16 protein-coding genes are annotated in these 16,774 nt (G+C 52.4%); 3 read left to right on the top strand and 13 right to left on the bottom strand.

Annotated features, from left to right (window positions below; all coding sequences use genetic code 11):
* Positions 1-19: 19 nt before the first annotated feature.
* The 7 genes from HMPREF2981_RS09855 to clpS all read right to left on the bottom strand — a co-directional run bounded on the left by HMPREF2981_RS09855 (position 20) and on the right by clpS (position 5,941).
* Positions 20-1,249: a peptidase E gene (locus HMPREF2981_RS09855; protein ID WP_070662734.1), complete on the bottom strand. Its 1,230-nt coding sequence runs from the start codon at positions 1,247-1,249 to the stop codon at positions 20-22.
* A gap of 197 nt (positions 1,250-1,446) precedes the next feature.
* Complete coding sequence (locus tag HMPREF2981_RS09860) at positions 1,447-2,106, bottom strand: non-canonical purine NTP pyrophosphatase (protein WP_070662737.1); 660 nt, start codon at positions 2,104-2,106, stop codon at positions 1,447-1,449.
* 7 nt (positions 2,107-2,113) lie between these two features.
* Positions 2,114-2,851, bottom strand: coding sequence for a ribonuclease PH (gene rph / locus HMPREF2981_RS09865; protein WP_048780163.1), 738 nt, complete (start codon positions 2,849-2,851; stop codon positions 2,114-2,116).
* Between the two features lie 7 nt (positions 2,852-2,858).
* Positions 2,859-3,746 carry an MBL fold metallo-hydrolase gene (locus HMPREF2981_RS09870; RefSeq protein ID WP_070449564.1) on the bottom strand — a complete coding sequence of 296 codons (888 nt, stop codon included), beginning with the start codon at positions 3,744-3,746 and terminating at the stop codon, positions 2,859-2,861.
* 12 nt (positions 3,747-3,758) lie between these two features.
* The gene (gene murI, locus HMPREF2981_RS09875; RefSeq protein ID WP_070662740.1) at positions 3,759-4,799 is read right to left on the bottom strand and encodes a glutamate racemase; all 1,041 of its coding nucleotides are present in this window, start codon (positions 4,797-4,799) and stop codon (positions 3,759-3,761) included.
* A gap of 224 nt (positions 4,800-5,023) precedes the next feature.
* Complete coding sequence (locus HMPREF2981_RS09880) at positions 5,024-5,590, bottom strand: DUF2017 domain-containing protein (RefSeq protein WP_013398900.1); 567 nt, start codon at positions 5,588-5,590, stop codon at positions 5,024-5,026.
* 3 nt (positions 5,591-5,593) lie between these two features.
* Complete coding sequence (gene clpS / locus HMPREF2981_RS09885; protein ID WP_013398899.1) at positions 5,594-5,941, bottom strand: ATP-dependent Clp protease adapter ClpS; 348 nt, start codon at positions 5,939-5,941, stop codon at positions 5,594-5,596.
* 142 nt (positions 5,942-6,083) lie between these two features.
* On the opposite strand from clpS, the gene HMPREF2981_RS09890 reads away from it, so the two are divergent.
* Together HMPREF2981_RS09890 and HMPREF2981_RS09895 are read left to right on the top strand one after the other, a co-directional pair.
* Entirely contained in the window at positions 6,084-7,391 is a 1,308-nt protein-coding gene (locus HMPREF2981_RS09890; RefSeq protein WP_305793909.1) for a nicotinate phosphoribosyltransferase, read from the top strand.
* 41 nt (positions 7,392-7,432) lie between these two features.
* The gene (locus HMPREF2981_RS09895; protein WP_070449555.1) at positions 7,433-8,059 is read left to right on the top strand and encodes an isochorismatase family protein; all 627 of its coding nucleotides are present in this window, start codon (positions 7,433-7,435) and stop codon (positions 8,057-8,059) included.
* Positions 8,060-8,076: 17 nt separating this feature from the next.
* On the opposite strand, the gene HMPREF2981_RS09900 is transcribed toward HMPREF2981_RS09895, so the two are convergent.
* The 5 genes from HMPREF2981_RS09900 to HMPREF2981_RS09920 form a co-directional block, all read right to left on the bottom strand.
* Entirely contained in the window at positions 8,077-9,867 is a 1,791-nt protein-coding gene (locus HMPREF2981_RS09900) for a DEAD/DEAH box helicase (RefSeq protein ID WP_070449552.1), read from the bottom strand.
* A 238-nt stretch (positions 9,868-10,105) separates the two neighbouring features.
* Complete coding sequence (locus HMPREF2981_RS09905) at positions 10,106-10,405, bottom strand: DUF3039 domain-containing protein (RefSeq protein ID WP_070619990.1); 300 nt, start codon at positions 10,403-10,405, stop codon at positions 10,106-10,108.
* A 169-nt stretch (positions 10,406-10,574) separates the two neighbouring features.
* Positions 10,575-12,230, bottom strand: a complete 1,656-nt coding sequence (locus HMPREF2981_RS09910) for a transporter (RefSeq protein ID WP_070662743.1) — start codon at positions 12,228-12,230, stop codon at positions 10,575-10,577.
* Complete coding sequence (locus tag HMPREF2981_RS09915; RefSeq protein ID WP_070662876.1) at positions 12,206-13,054, bottom strand: ABC transporter ATP-binding protein; 849 nt, start codon at positions 13,052-13,054, stop codon at positions 12,206-12,208. Before HMPREF2981_RS09915 ends, HMPREF2981_RS09910 begins: the two co-directional genes overlap by 25 nt.
* A gap of 299 nt (positions 13,055-13,353) precedes the next feature.
* Positions 13,354-14,310, bottom strand: coding sequence for a co-chaperone YbbN (locus HMPREF2981_RS09920; RefSeq protein ID WP_070662746.1), 957 nt, complete (start codon positions 14,308-14,310; stop codon positions 13,354-13,356).
* 300 nt (positions 14,311-14,610) lie between these two features.
* Here HMPREF2981_RS09920 and HMPREF2981_RS09925 point away from each other — a divergent pair, with 300 nt between their 5' ends.
* Positions 14,611-15,846 carry an AI-2E family transporter gene (locus tag HMPREF2981_RS09925; protein ID WP_070662754.1) on the top strand — a complete coding sequence of 412 codons (1,236 nt, stop codon included), beginning with the start codon at positions 14,611-14,613 and terminating at the stop codon, positions 15,844-15,846.
* An 86-nt stretch (positions 15,847-15,932) separates the two neighbouring features.
* On the opposite strand, the gene HMPREF2981_RS09930 is transcribed toward HMPREF2981_RS09925, so the two are convergent.
* The gene (locus HMPREF2981_RS09930; RefSeq protein WP_048780178.1) at positions 15,933-16,751 is read right to left on the bottom strand and encodes an alpha/beta hydrolase; all 819 of its coding nucleotides are present in this window, start codon (positions 16,749-16,751) and stop codon (positions 15,933-15,935) included.
* Positions 16,752-16,774: the final 23 nt, after the last annotated feature.

The raw sequence follows: 16,774 nt of genomic DNA on the forward strand, positions 1-16,774 counted from the left end.
AGTCGTACCCTTGAAGTTTCTAATGCGTTTCGCCTGTCGCCCGCGCTGAGCTTTCATGCCTATTTGTCACCATAATATTAGACGAGAAATAGAACTCTTCCGGCAGTTCGTTAGTCACAGGACCGTGTGGAAATTCGCTGATCTTAGGCACAAAATACCAGTCCATCAGTTCGGCGCTTGTCTGCTTCAGGATCTTACGCACACGCATGGCGCGCGCTACTTGACGGCGAAGTCGTGGTGTATCTTTCTGCGTCGAGGTAAAAATCCAAGGTTCCTCGTACCCTTCAGCGACGGTACCGAAGGTAATCTGCAAGAACCCATCGTCGGTCGTGGAATAAAGAAGATCATTGGGCATAATATCGGTGAACGCGAGCATCCAGCTATGTCGGCGCTCATAGCATTCACGGGTTGTCTGCAAAGCCGCGATAAGGCGGTGGTCAATCAAGAGCTCTACCCGACGTTCCGTGATGTCCCCCAGCTTGGCGTAGTTCCCAAAAGCGCGGTTTGCGCCGGAACGACGCGGCCATTTGGTGACGGCTCCATGAGGAACTTCTCCCGCAAATGTGAACGGACCGCGAATAGTACCGGCCAACCGTAACCGTTCAAAGGGTGCTGTAGGCAGAAAAGTGTAAAGTAACCTATCGGCGCTTACCGATTTACCCCAGCGTGCAACTTCAAAAATAGTTGGTTCCGGTCCTACAGGGTACATACGGGGCATAGGCCGCCCATATTCGTCAAAACCCTCACGGGATTTTCCATCCGGCAGATAACCTTCCAGAGTTGCTCCCACCGGTCGAGTCCATGATCCTGAATAGGGTTTGACGATGCGCGGGTTCTGCACCGGAAGAATGCTGGTGCGTGCGCCGAAGTAGGCGGGCATCCTTTCCAGATTGCGCCATGCGTATTTTGCGGCAACTGCTTCGCGCCACCAAAGGGGCCGTTTACCGGGGGTTTGCCCGCCCAAACAGTGCATCAAGACCCAAAACCCTGCCCAGAGAAAGCATAAAGCTGCGCCGCTCAGAGTTACGATACTTCCAACCAGTGCTGCGGTACCTGTCGCCCAGATATTGATGCCCACCCATGCTGTTAAGAGCCCCCAGCATCCCATGGCATAGGGCCCGAGAGTTATCACTGGATCAACTACTTTAACAGCGGCGATAACACGCCGATTGAGCCCGCGCCAGATATAAGAGTATGCCCACAGCGCGGGAATCAGCAGAATAATCATTACAGCAAAGAGAACAATCATCAGGGCCTCAAAGCATATCTGTTGCCGTATATATTACTTACCATTGTGCCTTGTACCAGAATCGTTTTATACGATCTTCACGGTCGAAGCTGAGAAAGAGATGACCGCAACGTTCTTTCTTCAGAAGATGTCGTACATACCCGATTGATGAGCTAAAACACTCCGATCATGCGTCTACCTCGTAGGACGTATGATTATTAATGCTCAAGAGCTTGCTGCAGATGCGGAACTAATGCTTCAAAGGCACGAGCTCGGTGACTTATTGAATTTTTGATCTCCGCCGGAATCTGGGCACACGACTGGTCCGCATAGGCTCCATCATAAAGCGCGTTGTCGCCATTAAGCTCCACCGGCATCATAATAGGATCATACCCAAACCCGCCGTCCCCCTGCGGTGCGTGCAAAAGCGTTCCAGGAAGCTCGCCGTACTCAACTGCTTCATACCCACCGAGCGCTGAAGGAACGGCTAGAGAGGCGGCACAGCAGAATTTAGCGGCACGGTGTTCATCGCTGATATCACGAAGTTGCTCCAAAAGAAGGGTGAGATTCGCGGTATCGTCCCCATGCTCCCCCGCCCAGCGCGCCGAAAAAATGCCGGGAGCGCCGTGAAGAACCTCAACGGAAAGACCCGAATCATCGGCAATAGCGATACACCCTGTAGATTCTGCCACGGCACGCGCCTTGAGCAATGAATTCTCGGCAAATGTTACCCCGGTCTCTGGAACATCGGGGGCATTGATGCTGGCGGCGTCGACCACATCGGTATCCACGTTCAGCCCAACAATACGGTTACGCAAAATTTCGCGAAGTTCGCGCAGCTTACCTTGATTGCGACTCGCTAAGACAACCTTAACCATAAAAGTATTACCCCTCTTCAAGAGATTCACGCTGTATCCGAGCAAGTTCGGCGGTGCCTTCTAAGGCAAGGTCGAGCAAAGCATTCAGCTCATCACGGTCAAACGGTGCGCCCTCTGCCGTACCCTGAACCTCCACAAATTTCCCGGAACCAGTCACGACCACATTCATATCAGTTTCAGCGCGCACATCCTCGGTATAGGGCAAATCAAGCATGGGAGTACCGTCGATAATACCCACAGAAATAGCGGATACAGAGTCTTTTAAAGGCTTAGCACTGGGTGAAAGCAGACCATTACGCTGTGCCCACACGATAGAATCGGCGAGCGCTACATAGGCACCCGTGATCGAAGCGGTACGTGTTCCGCCATCTGCCTGAAGAACATCGCAATCCAGAACAATGGTATTTTCTCCCAACGCATTCATATCGATAATGGCACGCAAGGATCGCCCAATAAGACGGGAAATTTCGTGTGTACGACCGCCAATCTTTCCCTTGACGGATTCACGCGAAGACCGGGTTCCTGTAGCACGCGGAAGCATAGCGTACTCTGCGGTTACCCAACCTTTTCCTTCACCTTTGAGCCAGCGCGGTACCCCTTCCGTGAAGGATGCGGTGCATAGCACCCGAGTATCGCCGAACTCTACCAGCGCAGACCCTTCGGCTTGGCTTGACCACCCACGAGTGATGGTGATAGGGCGCAGTTCGTTGAGGGCACGACCATCGGCACGGGCTACAAAAGTCATAGTTCTCCTACTCTTCTTCCGGGGGAAGAGATATGTTTGACATGGGTGGATCGAGCAGTTCGATAACGTTCAGGGTTGAGGTTGGCGGATGCGTGGGCGCTGGCCTAGGATGCACGCGATAGCTTGCTGCAACCTCGGCGACGCCTACCGGCCCGTCAAATGCGCTTTGTGCCTCGGCACGGGCGATATCGGGGTCATTCCACACGGGCAGATGCGTTAACAAAAGGTTGCGTACCCCGGCTTCTTGGGCTGCTTCACCGGCGCGCTTACCGGTCAGGTGAATACCACGCAGCGCGTCGTCACGCCCTTCTTGGTATGCCGCCTCGCATAGGAAAAGATCAGCGCCGCGGGCAGCCTTGATGAGCCCATCGCATGTATCGGTATCACCGGAGTAAGCAAAAAGTGTTCTGCCGTCCCGGCTATTGCAGGTAATACGCAGGGCGTAAGGGTCTTTAGCGGGGTGGAGTACCCTGAATGGCTCGACCGTGAAAGGTCCAATTTCGACTTTATGCCCTTCGTCCCAAGTATGATATTCAAACTCAGTACTCATGCCCGGGTCTGGGTCAAGCCCGTGCGTTGCCGAAAGATATTCGTTAATGGCAGCAGGTCCGTAGAGAGGAATCCTACCTTTGGGCCAGCCTCGGGGATCCCATTTCACGGCGACATGCAAACCGGAGAGGTCAATGCAGTGGTCAGGGTGAAGATGCGATATCAGGATAGCGTCAATCTCAGCTAGGTCAATATACCGTTGAAGTACGCCTAGGGAGCCGTTGCCCATATCCATGAGCACACGCCACGTGCGTCCAGCATAGTCGGTTGCTGAGAGCAGATAACAGCTCGCCGGAGAATTTGGTCCGGGAAACGAGCCGGTACAGCCGATAATCGTCAAGCGCATACGGGGTGTTTCCTATTCGGTGTGTGTGAAAGCAGCAAGACTTGAGTCGATCGTGACGGAAGGCAGTCCTGAGGCTTCTTTGGAGTTGGAGTCTTTCGTAGTGGCCTTTTCGCTGCCTGCTGGTGCGGGAAGAGCCGCCAAAGAGCCCGTGGGGAATCGTTCTGCCACAGATGCCGTGTGCCGCACATTGTGAACTTCTGGACCCAAGAACCTGCGCGCTAGGTTCTCGAAAGTCTCAGATTCGCCGGTCGCTAAGAATTCATGATGCGGATTCGTTTCAAGGTCAGGGTTCTCAATATTCTCGGTAAGAAGTGCCCGATAAACGTCTTTGGCAGTCTCATCTGCCGAAGAAACAAGAGTTATGCCCTCCCCCATGATGTAGGAAATAATGCCCGTCAGCAAAGGGTAGTGAGTGCAGCCAAGTACCAGCGTGTCTACTCCCGAATCTTTAAGGGGCTGCAGATATTCTTCGGCAGTACGCAAAAGTTCGGGTCCGGATGTCACGCCCTTCTCCACGAACTCGACGAATCGAGGACATGCGACAGACTGCACCATAAGGTTCGGGGCAATCGCAAATGTATCTTCGTAAGCGCGTGAGGTTACCGTTGCCTCTGTGGCGATAACCCCGATCTTACGGTTGCGGGTCGCGGCTAGTGCTCGACGCGCGGCGGGCTGAATTACCTCAATCACGGGAATACCGTAGTGGCGGGTGTAGCGTTCGCGTGCGTCCCGAAGCACGGCGGCAGATGCTGTATTGCACGCAATAACCAGCATTTTTACACCGGAATCAACAAGCTCGTCCATAATGCGCAGGGCATTAGCACGAACCTCGGCAATTTTGAGCGGGCCGTAGGGTCCATGAGCGGTGTCGCCTACATAAATAATGCGCTCATGCGGCAACTGATCCATAATAGCGCGCGCAACGGTCAGACCACCCACCCCGGAGTCGAAAACTCCGATGGGTGCACTTGATGTTGGACCAGCCGGTGGCGCGGGGGTTCCCCACGGAGTGCGGGTACGATATGGATTTGAGGTATCTAAGTTATCGCTCACGAACTTTACCTGTTTTCCTTCAGCATATGATGTACTTTATTTTCATTCTAAGGTGTTACAGATACTGTCCTGTTCTAGATAGCCGTCTCTGAGTCCTAAACCACCCTATAGGATGGGCCACATCAAGGTTCGGGCGGTGATATTTCATATCGCATGCGGTGCTGGATTCGTTAATCTGGAAGGCATCGTGCGATGCGCTTATCTTGTCTCTGATCAGCACGTTTCTAAGACTGCGGGGTTTCCATCGAATCAAGCATCGCAACCATAAGCGAGTCCTGTACCCAGGTCACGAAATTGTACACGACCGCCAAATAATCGTCGTCGTTCTCAACCTTTGACCAGTCCGTGAGATGGTGCACCTGGTCTGCACGTTCTTCATCGATAATGTCTAAACGGCTTCCCAAAACTAAACGGATATCGTTAAGTGCAGACGCCCACGCATGCGCATGCTCATCACTAAGCACAATGTCTCCCGCTTCAATATCGAAAGCAAGGAGACTCAGATTTGCCACCTTCGTGGCGCGCAAATCCTGTTCGGTGTACCGGCGATATTCCAGCGCCGCCTCAGGATCGCTACTTCCTGCAGGCAGTACTCGTGCCACCGCTGGATCGTCTGGGATGCTGGGATTCTCGACAATACCGATGAGAGCTTCAAGAGGATCATGATTTTCCGAATCCGGAGATTCCAGAAGAGCAATCACGTCTTCGGCTAGATCTCGAATAAGATCAAATTCAGCCTTCTCAAATCGAGCGGCATAGCCATGCGGTGTATGTCGAAAACCCTGCGCCATAAATTAGTTCTCCGCCTTTTCAAAGCTCGCCATCAAACCCCACGCGTGCATGGCCTGAGTATGCTTTTCCGCATCCTCACGACTGCCGGTGAACACAACAGCCTTGCCGTTATTGTGCACCTGGAGCATCAGTTTCTCGGCACGACGACGGCTAAACCCGAAATGAGCGCGAAAAACATAAGAAACATAGGTCATAAGATTAACGGGATCGTTCCAGACGATTACCTGCCACGGCGTCTGCGTTTCAAGATTTTCGTCAATCGTCGCATCAAGCTCAGTGGCATCTAGAGTATCGGTCGCAAGAACAGCCGTCACAGTGTGGTTGGAAAGATGGGTGAGCTTGTTGGTCATGCATAAGATTATACTCGTGGGGGCTTTGTTCCTGCGGGATTGATTCCGTTCAAATAATCATAAATATCTTAAAGTCAAATTTACATTATGTCGCGGACAACACATCCCGTAAAGGTAGTAACCTGCCTAACAGACAACTAAAATGAGACATATGGCAACTACCTCGCTTCTAACCGACCATTACGAACTTACGATGCTCCAGGCAGCGCTCGCCTCTGGAACTGCGCATCGCCGCTGCACCTTTGAAGTCTTTACACGTCGCTTGCCCGCGGGCCGCCGCTACGGCGTGCTCGCAGGTACAGGACGCTTTCTCGAAGGGCTTCAGTCTTTCCGCTTCGATGACGAAGATCTATCTTTTCTAGCCTCTCGCAATGTTGTGAATGCGCAAACCCTAAAATACCTTGAGAACTTTAGGTTTACCGGCAACATTCGAGGCTATGTCGAGGGAGAGATTTTCTTTCCGCACTCCCCCGTTGTACAGGTTGAAGCAACTTTCGCAGAAGCCTGCGTCTTAGAAACCTACCTGCTGTCTATCTTGAACTATGATTCAGCTGTTGCATCTGCCGCATCACGTATGACTGCGGCGGCGGGCCACCGTCCCTGTATTGAGATGGGCTCGCGCCGTGCGCACGAACGTGCCGCTGTATCAGCGGCACGTGCCGCTGCTATTGCAGGCTTCACTGCAACATCTAACCTGGAAGCAGGCAGGCGCTATGGGCTTCACACTCTCGGTACCAGCGCCCACGCCTTTACACTTCTTTACGATTCTGAGCGTGAAGCCTTTGAAGCGCAACTGCAATCGTTAGGGGCACGCACGACCCTTCTTGCTGATACCTATGATGTCGAGAATGCGGTACGCCTTGGCGTGGAACTCGCGGGCGAAGAGCTCGGCGGAATCCGCCTAGACTCAGGTGATCTGGTAGCATCGGCGCAGCGCGTGCGTGAACTTCTCGATTCTTTGGGCAACCACAACACCAAGATTACAGTGACAAGTGATCTTGATGAATATGCTATCGCTTCCTTAGCCGCCGCGCCGGTAGATTCTTATGGTGTGGGCACCAGGCTGGTAACCGGTTCCGGTGCCCCTACCTCTGCAATGGTGTACAAGCTGGTGGAACGTGAAAATACTGCTGGCGAGCTGGAACCCGTCGCTAAAACCTCTGCTGGCAAACGTTCTCTAGGTGGTGCAAAGCAAGCTGCGCGCCGCCACAATTCCTTGGGCATCGCTACTGCTGAGCTTATCGGAACGGGGAACAATCCCGCTGCCCTCGAAAATACTCGCGATCTTATTCGCGATTTTGTGGTTTCTGGCGAGCTCCTGCCCGGTTTTACTGGCGAAGAGGCGGTACGCACCGCAACCAAACGACATAGCGCATCCCTAGCGGAGCTTCCCGAATCCGCTCGTCGCCTTTCAGAAGGCGAACCCGTTATTCCCACCGAATTTATCTAGCCACAGCCCATCCAGATATTGCCAAGAAAGGGACTATACACATGGCAAAAGCGCTTATTATTGTCGATGTTCAAAATGATTTTTGCCCTGGCGGAGCCCTTGCAACACAGCAAGGCGCCAACGTGGCATCGCTAATTAGCGAATACGTTGAGGAACACCACCACCAGTACGATGCCATTGTGGCAACTCAAGACTGGCACATTGATCCGGGCGATCATTTCTCAGAAAATCCAGATTATGTGAATTCCTGGCCTGTACACTGCGTCGCCAACACCGAAGGGGCAGAGATTCACCCGAATCTTGATACCGACTATATCGAAGCATATTTCCGCAAAGGCAAGTATGAGGCGGCATATTCGGGCTTCGAGGGTCTTCAAGCTGCCGAAGATTCCGTGATGACCGGTGAGCACGATCCCGAAGCATCGTTGGAAGATGAGGCACCTAACACCCCGCTCGCCGATTGGCTCGACGAACATGATGTTAAAGATGTTGATATTGTCGGGATCGCGACCGACTTCTGTATACTAGCGACGGCAAAGGATGCAGTAGACGCCGGGTACGAAACTCGCGTTCTGATTGACCTCACGGCGCCGGTTCATGAAGACAAACTGGATGATGTTATCGCCGACATGGAGGATGACGGTATTACCGTCACAGAAGCGCTTTAGCCAGGGGAGAGATTATTCTACAAGCTCCTGCCCACGAACCAATCCGCCAATTTATCCAGGCGAGCCTGAATTTGCTCCGCGGATGCCTGTGCAACTGCGGGACCACCGCAAATTTTACGCAGCTCATTATGGATAACGCCGTGTGGTTTGCCTGAACGGATAGACCAGGCTGCCACGTTTTTCGCCAGTTTATTGCGCATCTCTTTGAGCTGGCGGTGGTCCACAATCGCGGGAGCTGCTGTCGCTGGGCGGCGGGATGCGTGTTCACGCTGGCGTGCACGAAGCAGAGTACCCACCTGGTCGGCGTCCAGCAAACCGGGAATACCGAGGAAGTCTTGTTCTTCTTCCGAACCGATCTCCAGACCACCTGACGAAAATTCGGAGCCATCGAAGAGCACGCCGTGGAAGGAAGCTTGCGAACCAATCGCCTCGAATTTACCGCGCGTTAGTTGTTCGGAAGCGCGTTCCTCGCGGTTTGCTTCTTCGAGCGCTTCATCGTCCAGCCCTTCAGCCATTGGATCGATATCGTCGTCGGTGGTATGGCGGTCGAGGGCGTGGTCACGCTCAACTTCCATATCGTTGGCAAGCATCATCAGCTGCGGCACAGACGGCAGAAAGACAGATGCGGTTTCCCCACGTTTACGGGCGCGTACAAAACGGCCAATCGCCTGTGCGAAGAAGAGAGGTGTGCTGGTGCTGGTAGCATACACACCCACCGCCAAGCGGGGTACGTCCACCCCTTCGGACACCATGCGTACCGCGACCATCCACCGCTTGTTGCTTTCACGAAAATCGTCGATTTTAGCGGATGCTTCACGATCGTCAGAAAGTACTACGGTCGGCTTCTCCCCCGTAATCTTGTGCAGTTTTTCGGCATAGGCTTTGGCGTCGGCATGGTCAGTTGCGATGACGAGCGCTCCCGCGTCGGGAACAGCGCGGCGCACTTCGGTGAGTCGTTTATCGGCCGCAGAGAGCACAGTGGGAATCCACTCACCCTGAGGATCAAGTGCGGTGCGCCATGCCTGGGCGGTAATATCTTTAGTGAATCCTTCCCCTAGATTCGCCGCCATTTCTTCGCCGGCGGAGGTCCGCCAGCGCATTTGTCCGGAATATGCCATGAAAATAACTGGCCGCACCACGTGGTCTTTCAGCGCAGGGCCATAACCATAGGAGTAATCGGCTCGCGACCGACGAATACCTTCATGGTCTTGCTCATAGGTAACAAATGGGATAGGTGAGGCATCAGATCGGAATGGTGTACCGGTCAGCGCAAGGCGACGTGTGGCCTCATCGAAAGCTTCACGCAGACCATCGCCCCAAGATAAAGCATCACCTGCATGGTGGATTTCGTCGAAAATAACAAGAGTCTTGTCATTTTCGGTATTTCGGGCGTGTAGCTGCGGCTTATTAGCAACCTGCGAATATGTGAGCGCTACGCCTTTGTATTGGCGTCCAACGTGAACATCGGCGTTTTTGAAATTAGGATCGATCGGAATACCGACCTTAGCAGCGGCATCCGCCCACTGTTTCTTGAGGTGGTCGGTGGGTGCTACCACGGTAAGTTTTCGCACAACCCCGCGATCGAAGAGTTCGCGTGCCAAGGTGAGAGCAAAGGTTGTCTTGCCCGCACCAGGGGTTGCTACAGCCATAAAGTCCCGAGGGTTCGTCTCAAAATATTTTTTCATCGCCTCGGCCTGCCAGGCACGCAGACTGACGGAAGTACCCCAGGGTGCACGGTCAGGGTATGCCGGGGAGAGCTTTGGCTTAACCATACTGTCAAATAATGTAGGTTCTTCGTACTCGCTCATGCTCTTCTCCCCCATATTTTCTCTGGTTTACCTTTGATTCAGTATTTCCTGTGTACAAAGGCCCCTACAGAAACACAGATTATAAATTCTACCACCGTGTCGTGATACGTCCGCGAGGGTTCGCGCAATTATTTTGCCCGACGCGAAGTCTGTTTGAGCCCAAAAATAGAGTATGTGCTTGCGCTCCCATGATGGGGATGCAGGCACATACTCTTCAGATTCCGGAGCGAAACTTCGGTTATTTGTCGCCGTTATCCGAATTATCTTTACCAGGCTTAAGACCCTCGTAGATTTCTTTGCAGGTTGGGCAGACTGGGAATTTCTGGGGATCGCGTCCAGGAGTCCACACCTTACCGCACAGCGCGCGAACGGGCTCACCGGTAAGGGCGGATTCCATGATTTTTTCCTTACGCACGTAGTGCGAGAAGCGTTCATGGTCGCCCGGCTCAGAAAGCTGGGTTTCTTCCCGCTCAAGTAGTGCTGTACCGCCCGCCGTCTCGGGGCCAAAGGGATCTTCAACGCCTTCAATGGAGCTCATGTTCTCTCCTCCAAGTATGCTCTCGCCGTCTTAGTGCTATTAGTTCTATTGTAGAGACTAGTGTAACAACGGGAAGGGATGCCGAGTTATTCCATAGAGAACAAGGGCGACGCTTGGAAACATACGTGTAACTGTCCCATAACGCCGCCCCCCATATTCTCTATAGGTTCTAGTTCGTATTGAACTTTGCAACCCGCTGAAGCATCATCGAGCTATGGCGATCGTAGAGTTTACCCCCTGCAGAAACTCCGATAATGAATAGTGCAGCACCGATAACCAGCTGGATAACGCCAGAGATAATCAGCACCATGTCGTCCTTGCCGCCGACTATGTAGATGAACGAGCCAATCCCACCGGGAAGAGCGATTAGCATGCAGATAATCATGCTGCCCATCAGCAAAAGCTGCTTCGCAAAGCCGTCTGGCTGTTTAGGCGTTTTGAAGGGGTTGGCTCCAGGAGGCGCGACCGGTGGCGAAAGCACTGTATCAAGCATTAATCCGAACCCTACAGTTCCTGCGTAGACTCCCAGCTGATGCAAAAGCACGACCGGGTAATAGGCTATAAGCCCGTGGACAGCGCACATAATAAAGAACATCACCACGACGATTGGCAGCATTACGATGGAGTGTCCGAGTGCACGCCCAAGCCTATCATCACGCCCACGCAGAGGCGAGAGCACGTGCAGACTAAAAGCCGTGTTATCGTACGAGACCATATACGCTATGTAGAATCCTGTGAAGACATTGCAGAAATAAACCCAGAAGCCGAAGAGCGTTTCAGGTCCAGCCCCGGAATTAGCGAGCTGGATTCCCGTCGTTGCACCACGAGACCCCATGCTGCCCGTGAAGAGCGGCATCACGAGAGCAAAGAGTACATAGAGCATGGCAGTCATGGCGATCAGCAAAGTCATGCGCGTATCTTTGAAGTAGCTATGAATGGTACGTGCGGCCACAGCGCCCCAACCAGTGTTTGGGAACCTCGCAAAAATACCAATATCTCCTGCCGTCAGGTTCTTAGCCTTGCCCCGTTTTTGTTCACCGCTGACATTACGCATTGAGCGTTCGAGGCTACGACCCCACAATACCCAAGCACCACCCAGGTATATGAGGGAAAGTACCAGACTTAGACCTGCTAGAGCCCAGTTACCCGCCGCCACATGGTATGCAATCGCAAAAGCAGACCCGAAAGGCGTATACCCCAACCATTGAACGTTCTGAGCGATCTCCTGGAAATGATCTATCACATAGAATATAGCTCCACTGAAGATAAAGCCTGAGCTTACCAACAGCACGCCCAGAATAATCTTGAAGATCAGATCCATACGGGGGTTAGCATTCAAATAAACGCCAAGCTGATTGGCAAGGCGCGCCACTGTCATCAGCAAAGCCAGCCCCAACACTATGCTCAGCAGATAGGCTGCTAATCCCACAGGATTACCAATAAATCCGAGGGTTCCCAGAAGGATTAGGATAATCGTCGCTATACCTGGAAGACCTATAAACCCACCGAAAAATTGCCCCTTCTGCAGCGTCTTAGCCTCTAGCGGGAATAACACGAAGCGGCTTTCATCAAGGGTTCCGTCTAGGCCAGTCCAGACAATGGGGATAAGAGCCCAGCCAAGAGATATAAGAAACCCGAGGAATAGGGCGAGTGCAGGACCATCTAAACTACCATCAATCCCTAAACCAACGTAAGCGAATCCCAAACCAGTCAGTGTGCCAAGCAGGTACAGGGCGCCAAAAGCAATACCAATAATCGCCCACACACTACGTTTGAGCGAGGCAAGCACATACCGCCATTTTAGTGAGACGAGGTGCGCAACCATGACAGTCCTTCCGAGGTGGTGCGTCCGCCCACGAGCTGTATGAAACGTTCTTCCAAAGTAGATTCCCCACGCACTTCATTAACCGTACCCGCAGCGAGAATCCGTCCCTCGTCCATAATGGCGACGTGATCGCATAAACGCTGCACCAAGTCCATGACATGCGATGAGAGAATAACTGTTCCGCCTGAGGCGACGAATCCTTTGAGGATATCCTGAATATTAGCCGCTGAAACCGGATCAACCGCTTCAAAAGGCTCATCCAAGATCAAGACTGAAGGGGCGTGAATCAGCGCTGCTGCGAGGGCGATCTTCTTGGTCATACCTGCTGAATAGTCGGCTACCGCGCGACCTGCTGCATCGGTTAAATCCATAGCTTGCAGAAGGTCCTTGGTACGTTCGGCAACAGTGTCACGTTCGAGACCGTGCAGGTACCCCGAATAGGTAATAAGCTGTTCACCTGTAAGTTTATCGAAAAGGTGCACGCCATCCGGCAGAACGCCCAAATGTTTTTTGGCTTCCAAAGGGTTCTGCCACATATCGGTTCCCTTAATCAACGCCACGCCTTCGGTGGGCTGCAGCATACCAGAAACCATTGAGATAGTCGTCGTCTTACCGGCACCGTTGCGCCCTACCAGACCGTAAAAAGAGCCGGTAGGAATAGCAAGATTAATGCGATTAACGGCAACTGTCATACCGAATGCCTTCGTCAAACCATGAATTTCGATGGCATTAACAAGGTGCGCACCAGGTTGGTGACTAAGAGCCTCACGGGCGACTTGAGGCAAGCTCCCCGGCTGCGCGTTTGCATAACTCTGATCGGTCATTGACTGGCCAGCATCATACGTCGGTGTACCAGCTTGTGTATTCTCTGGTGAATAGCCGTAGTCCTCAGGGGCCTTCCCAGGCACAGAATTGTGTTCTTTCATACATACAACGGTACCAGTTTGGGAATACTTCAGAACCATATCTTGGGCTTATATCACCAATAATTCTCTAAACTTTTTAAAGCATGAACTATAAGGATTACTAGAGTATTTTTTATTACCTTCACGTTGAAGGTGCGAATAAGGCGGGATGCACCATAAGATACACACATCCCGCCTTATTTTCTCTTTTATGGGGTCTAGAAAATTGCCGTCGTCAGCTCAGCTCGTGCTTTAACTGTTCGCGGATCTGTAGCACCCACAACGTCAAAGAGCTGCACAAGACGTTCACGTACTCGGCTCTTATCTTCCGGAGAAACAGATTTAAAAAGTCGCAACAGTCGTGCGTAGGCATCTTCAACATGCCCGCCTATAACGTCAAGATCGGCAACGTTAAAGGCAGCCTCAATATTGAGAGCGTCGGATGCAGCTGCTTCACGCTCTTGGGCAAGATCCAAATCTGCCACGCGAGCTAATAAATCAACCTGAGCAAGCCCAACTTTAGCATCATGATCGCCTGGGTTCTCCGTCAAAGCCTCGCGGTAGGCGGCTCGTGCTCCTTCATAGTCGCGTTCATCAAGCGCCTCCAGTGCTTTAGCGTGCAGCGGCGGCAGGGTTTTCTCTTCCTCATCCGAAGGAGCAGGCTCAAATCCACCGGGAAGCTGATACTGCGCAGCAACCTGCAAGACCTGCTTCAGCATTTCTGACAGATCCTGCGGACTGATCTGACCGTTATAAAGAGGGGCCGGGCGACCGGCGATAACGGCCACGCCTGCCGGTACGCCGTCCATGCCAAACGCTTGGGCAGCCTCCGGAAGTTTCGTAATATCGACGGCGGCAAGCAGCATCGCACCTTCCGCCGCATTGACTAGGTTTTCGACGGCGTCTAGCATTTCAAGCGACGCTGGAGAATGCGGGGCATATAGCCCAAAGATCACGGCGCCTTGGGTAGACAGTTGTACGTACTTCTGAAAATCTTCAGGTGTTGCAACATCGAAACGCCAGCTTTTCGCCGAATTGCTTTGTGCTGCAGTGGGTGTAGAAGTACTGATATCATGACCGCCAAGCACTGGAGCGCTACGTACCGACGCGGGAATTTGTTCTGCTGAGCTTTGGGGGTTTGTTGGCAGTTGGTTCGGGGTTGGAGGAATTGTCATCGAGAATCCTTTGCGAGCCTCAGAGAAATTTAACGTACTCCCTAATTATCCCGCGCGACCCGCTGTTTTACAGGATTCTCGGCAATCGTTCGAGGTGCGCGAAATTTCAGATAGGCTTACTCGGTAGCTTTCTGCCTCAAGAATGTTGCGAGCGCATACAGTTTTCAGAGATGCCCGGTAGAATAGCCAGGTAAGCTTTATGAAAGGCAGACTATGTCCGATAGCTCGAATCCGCAAGCCCAGCAGACTCCTCCCCCAGTTCCCCGGGTTCCGCGGAAAAAGCCGGAGCAGGAAGAACACATGTTTGAACAGGACGGTTCCGCATCGTCTACAAAGCGCGAATCCCTGACTTCACATATTACGGGTACCATCAGCGATTTGACCGATAGCATCAGTCAGGCACGCTCACAACGCCGCAAAGCTTCTCTTCCTCCCCGCATCTCTCCAAAAGTCGATGAGGCTTCTGAACTTCATATTTATGAGAAAAGCTCACCGCTGCATAATCCTGTATCTTTCGGTTTCCTGACGACGGTTGGTGTTGGTCTGGCCCTGCTGGCTTACTACGCTTTTACCAATGTCGGCGCGCTTGTCGGCTGGGTCACTGGCGCTATCTTCATCGCGCTTGGGCTTGACCCCATTGTTCGTAAACTTGAGAGTTTCGGCGTTAAACGCAGTGCCGGTGTGGTGATTGTGGTTCTTTCCTTCGCAGCCATCATTAGCGGACTTGTGGTGTGGATTGTGCCTATTATCAGCGCACAGGCCAGCAGCTTTGTCTATCGGGCACCCGCTATTTATCAGGATTTCATCGATTCTGATACTTTCAAACGCATTGATGACGTTCTGCATGTTAACGACTGGGTTAATAACAACGTTCCAAAGTTCCTAGAGTCTCTTACATCAAGCTCTGCGGTCGGCGGATTCATGAGTAACCTAATTACTGCGGGTTCCACAATTGCGCAGATTTTGACCGGCACTATTATTGTGCTGTTCCTCTCGCTCTATTTCCTCTCATCAATGCGCACTATTAAGGCGTGGGGGTCGCGTTTGGCTCCGGCTTCCAAGCGGGAACGTGTTGAGGAACTTACCGAACGTATCACGGGTGCTGTTGGTAACTATGTGATGGGGCAGGGAGTTGTCGCTGTTCTCAACGCAACCTTTGCGCTTATCACCATGATTATCTTGGGGTTCTCATTCCCTCAACTTGTGGCTGTGTTCGTCTTGATTTTGGCCTTTATCCCATTGGTTGGCGGCGTGGCGGCGCTTGTTCTGGTCTCTCTTATTCTTTTGACGCAGGGCTGGCAAATGTCTGTCACATTTGCGATCGCCTATTTCATTTACCTGCAGATCGAGGCGTACGTAATTTCGCCGCGTATTATGTCAAAGGCTGTTTCGGTTCCCGGCGGTGTCGCTATTATTGCTGTCGCTGCAGGCGGTGCACTGTGGGGCGTCTTGGGCGCGCTTATCGCGATTCCTGTTGCCGCGTCGCTACTGATTCTGGTGAAGGAAGTCTTTATTCCCCGCCAAGACCATCGGTAAAAACCCTTTTCTTAGAAATATAAGGATGCGCCCGCCGTTGAGAAAAGCGGCAGGCGCATCCTTCGTATAGACGGAGTAGAGACAGATTATGGTTCAGTAATCTCTTCTGCGACCGGGCCGTTGTATTCAGTAGGAAGTGTGGTCTGCTGACCCGTCACCGCTGAGACAAGGGCGTTGATCACGCTGTTTACCGACTTTTCACCCACCCAAAGGTGTTTACAGTTCTCAAAAGGCACGACCTGAGTGCGGGCTATTGATTTAAAACGCTCGCGCGCTTCGGCGGGGCGTAGATAATCGTCAAACTCCGGGATAAAGGCATAGAGCGGATTTGAGATTTTATTCCATTCGTCCAGTTCAGCGGGATGCACTCGGTGCAGAGGCGGAGAAAGCAGAATAGCCCCCACAAATTCTGATGCATGTTCTGGGGCATACTTGAGCACAAGTTCCGTACCGAAAGACCACCCGATTAACCAGATATTCGGCAGCTGGCGTTCTACGGCATATTGTAAGATCGCGTCAAAATCTTTTTTCTCGGCAAATCCTCCGTCAAACACGCCCTCACTTGTACCGCGGATCGAAGAAGTACCACGGGTGTTGAATCGCAGAACCGCAATATTTGCAAGCGCTGGTAGACGGAATGAAGCCTTCTTGTACACATGCGAATCCATATACCCACCGTGTGTTGGAAGCGGGTGAAAAGTCACGAGAGTAGCTTTAATGTCTCCTTCGGGAAGTGCCAATTCGCCCACAAGGCGTTTTCCGTCAGCAGTTGTAACCTCAAAGTTTTCACGGCGTGCAGGAAGTACTGTGCGAGATTTAATGAGAACAGGCTGATCGGATTGGGTAAAAACATACTGTGAGGGGTCAAACTCTCGGAGTTTTCCAGAGGACTCTTCAGTCGCCATAGTGTCACTTTCTTCGTTCTAAC

This window comes from Rothia sp. HMSC069C01 (assembly GCF_001814655.1).
Taxonomy (GTDB): Bacteria; Actinomycetota; Actinomycetes; order Actinomycetales; family Micrococcaceae; genus Rothia; species Rothia dentocariosa.

Coding starts and splice junctions, on each gene's coding strand:
- clpS (WP_013398899.1), bottom strand. CDS start 5,941: ATGACCAACAAGCTCACCCATCTTTCCAACCACACTGTGACGGCTGTT.
- HMPREF2981_RS09855 (WP_070662734.1), bottom strand. CDS start 1,249: ATGATTGTTCTCTTTGCTGTAATGATTATTCTGCTGATTCCCGCGCTG.
- HMPREF2981_RS09900 (WP_070449552.1), bottom strand. CDS start 9,867: ATGAGCGAGTACGAAGAACCTACATTATTTGACAGTATGGTTAAGCCA.
- HMPREF2981_RS09920 (WP_070662746.1), bottom strand. CDS start 14,310: ATGACAATTCCTCCAACCCCGAACCAACTGCCAACAAACCCCCAAAGC.
- HMPREF2981_RS09930 (WP_048780178.1), bottom strand. CDS start 16,751: ATGGCGACTGAAGAGTCCTCTGGAAAACTCCGAGAGTTTGACCCCTCA.
- HMPREF2981_RS09870 (WP_070449564.1), bottom strand. CDS start 3,746: ATGCGCTTGACGATTATCGGCTGTACCGGCTCGTTTCCCGGACCAAAT.
- rph (WP_048780163.1), bottom strand. CDS start 2,851: ATGACTTTTGTAGCCCGTGCCGATGGTCGTGCCCTCAACGAACTGCGC.
- HMPREF2981_RS09860 (WP_070662737.1), bottom strand. CDS start 2,106: ATGGTTAAGGTTGTCTTAGCGAGTCGCAATCAAGGTAAGCTGCGCGAA.
- HMPREF2981_RS09905 (WP_070619990.1), bottom strand. CDS start 10,405: ATGAGCTCCATTGAAGGCGTTGAAGATCCCTTTGGCCCCGAGACGGCG.
- HMPREF2981_RS09910 (WP_070662743.1), bottom strand. CDS start 12,230: ATGGTTGCGCACCTCGTCTCACTAAAATGGCGGTATGTGCTTGCCTCG.
- HMPREF2981_RS09925 (WP_070662754.1), top strand. CDS start 14,611: ATGTTTGAACAGGACGGTTCCGCATCGTCTACAAAGCGCGAATCCCTG.
- HMPREF2981_RS09880 (WP_013398900.1), bottom strand. CDS start 5,590: ATGGCGCAGGGTTTTCGACATACACCGCATGGCTATGCCGCTCGATTT.
- HMPREF2981_RS09895 (WP_070449555.1), top strand. CDS start 7,433: ATGGCAAAAGCGCTTATTATTGTCGATGTTCAAAATGATTTTTGCCCT.
- HMPREF2981_RS09890 (WP_305793909.1), top strand. CDS start 6,084: ATGAGACATATGGCAACTACCTCGCTTCTAACCGACCATTACGAACTT.
- HMPREF2981_RS09915 (WP_070662876.1), bottom strand. CDS start 13,054: ATGACCGATCAGAGTTATGCAAACGCGCAGCCGGGGAGCTTGCCTCAA.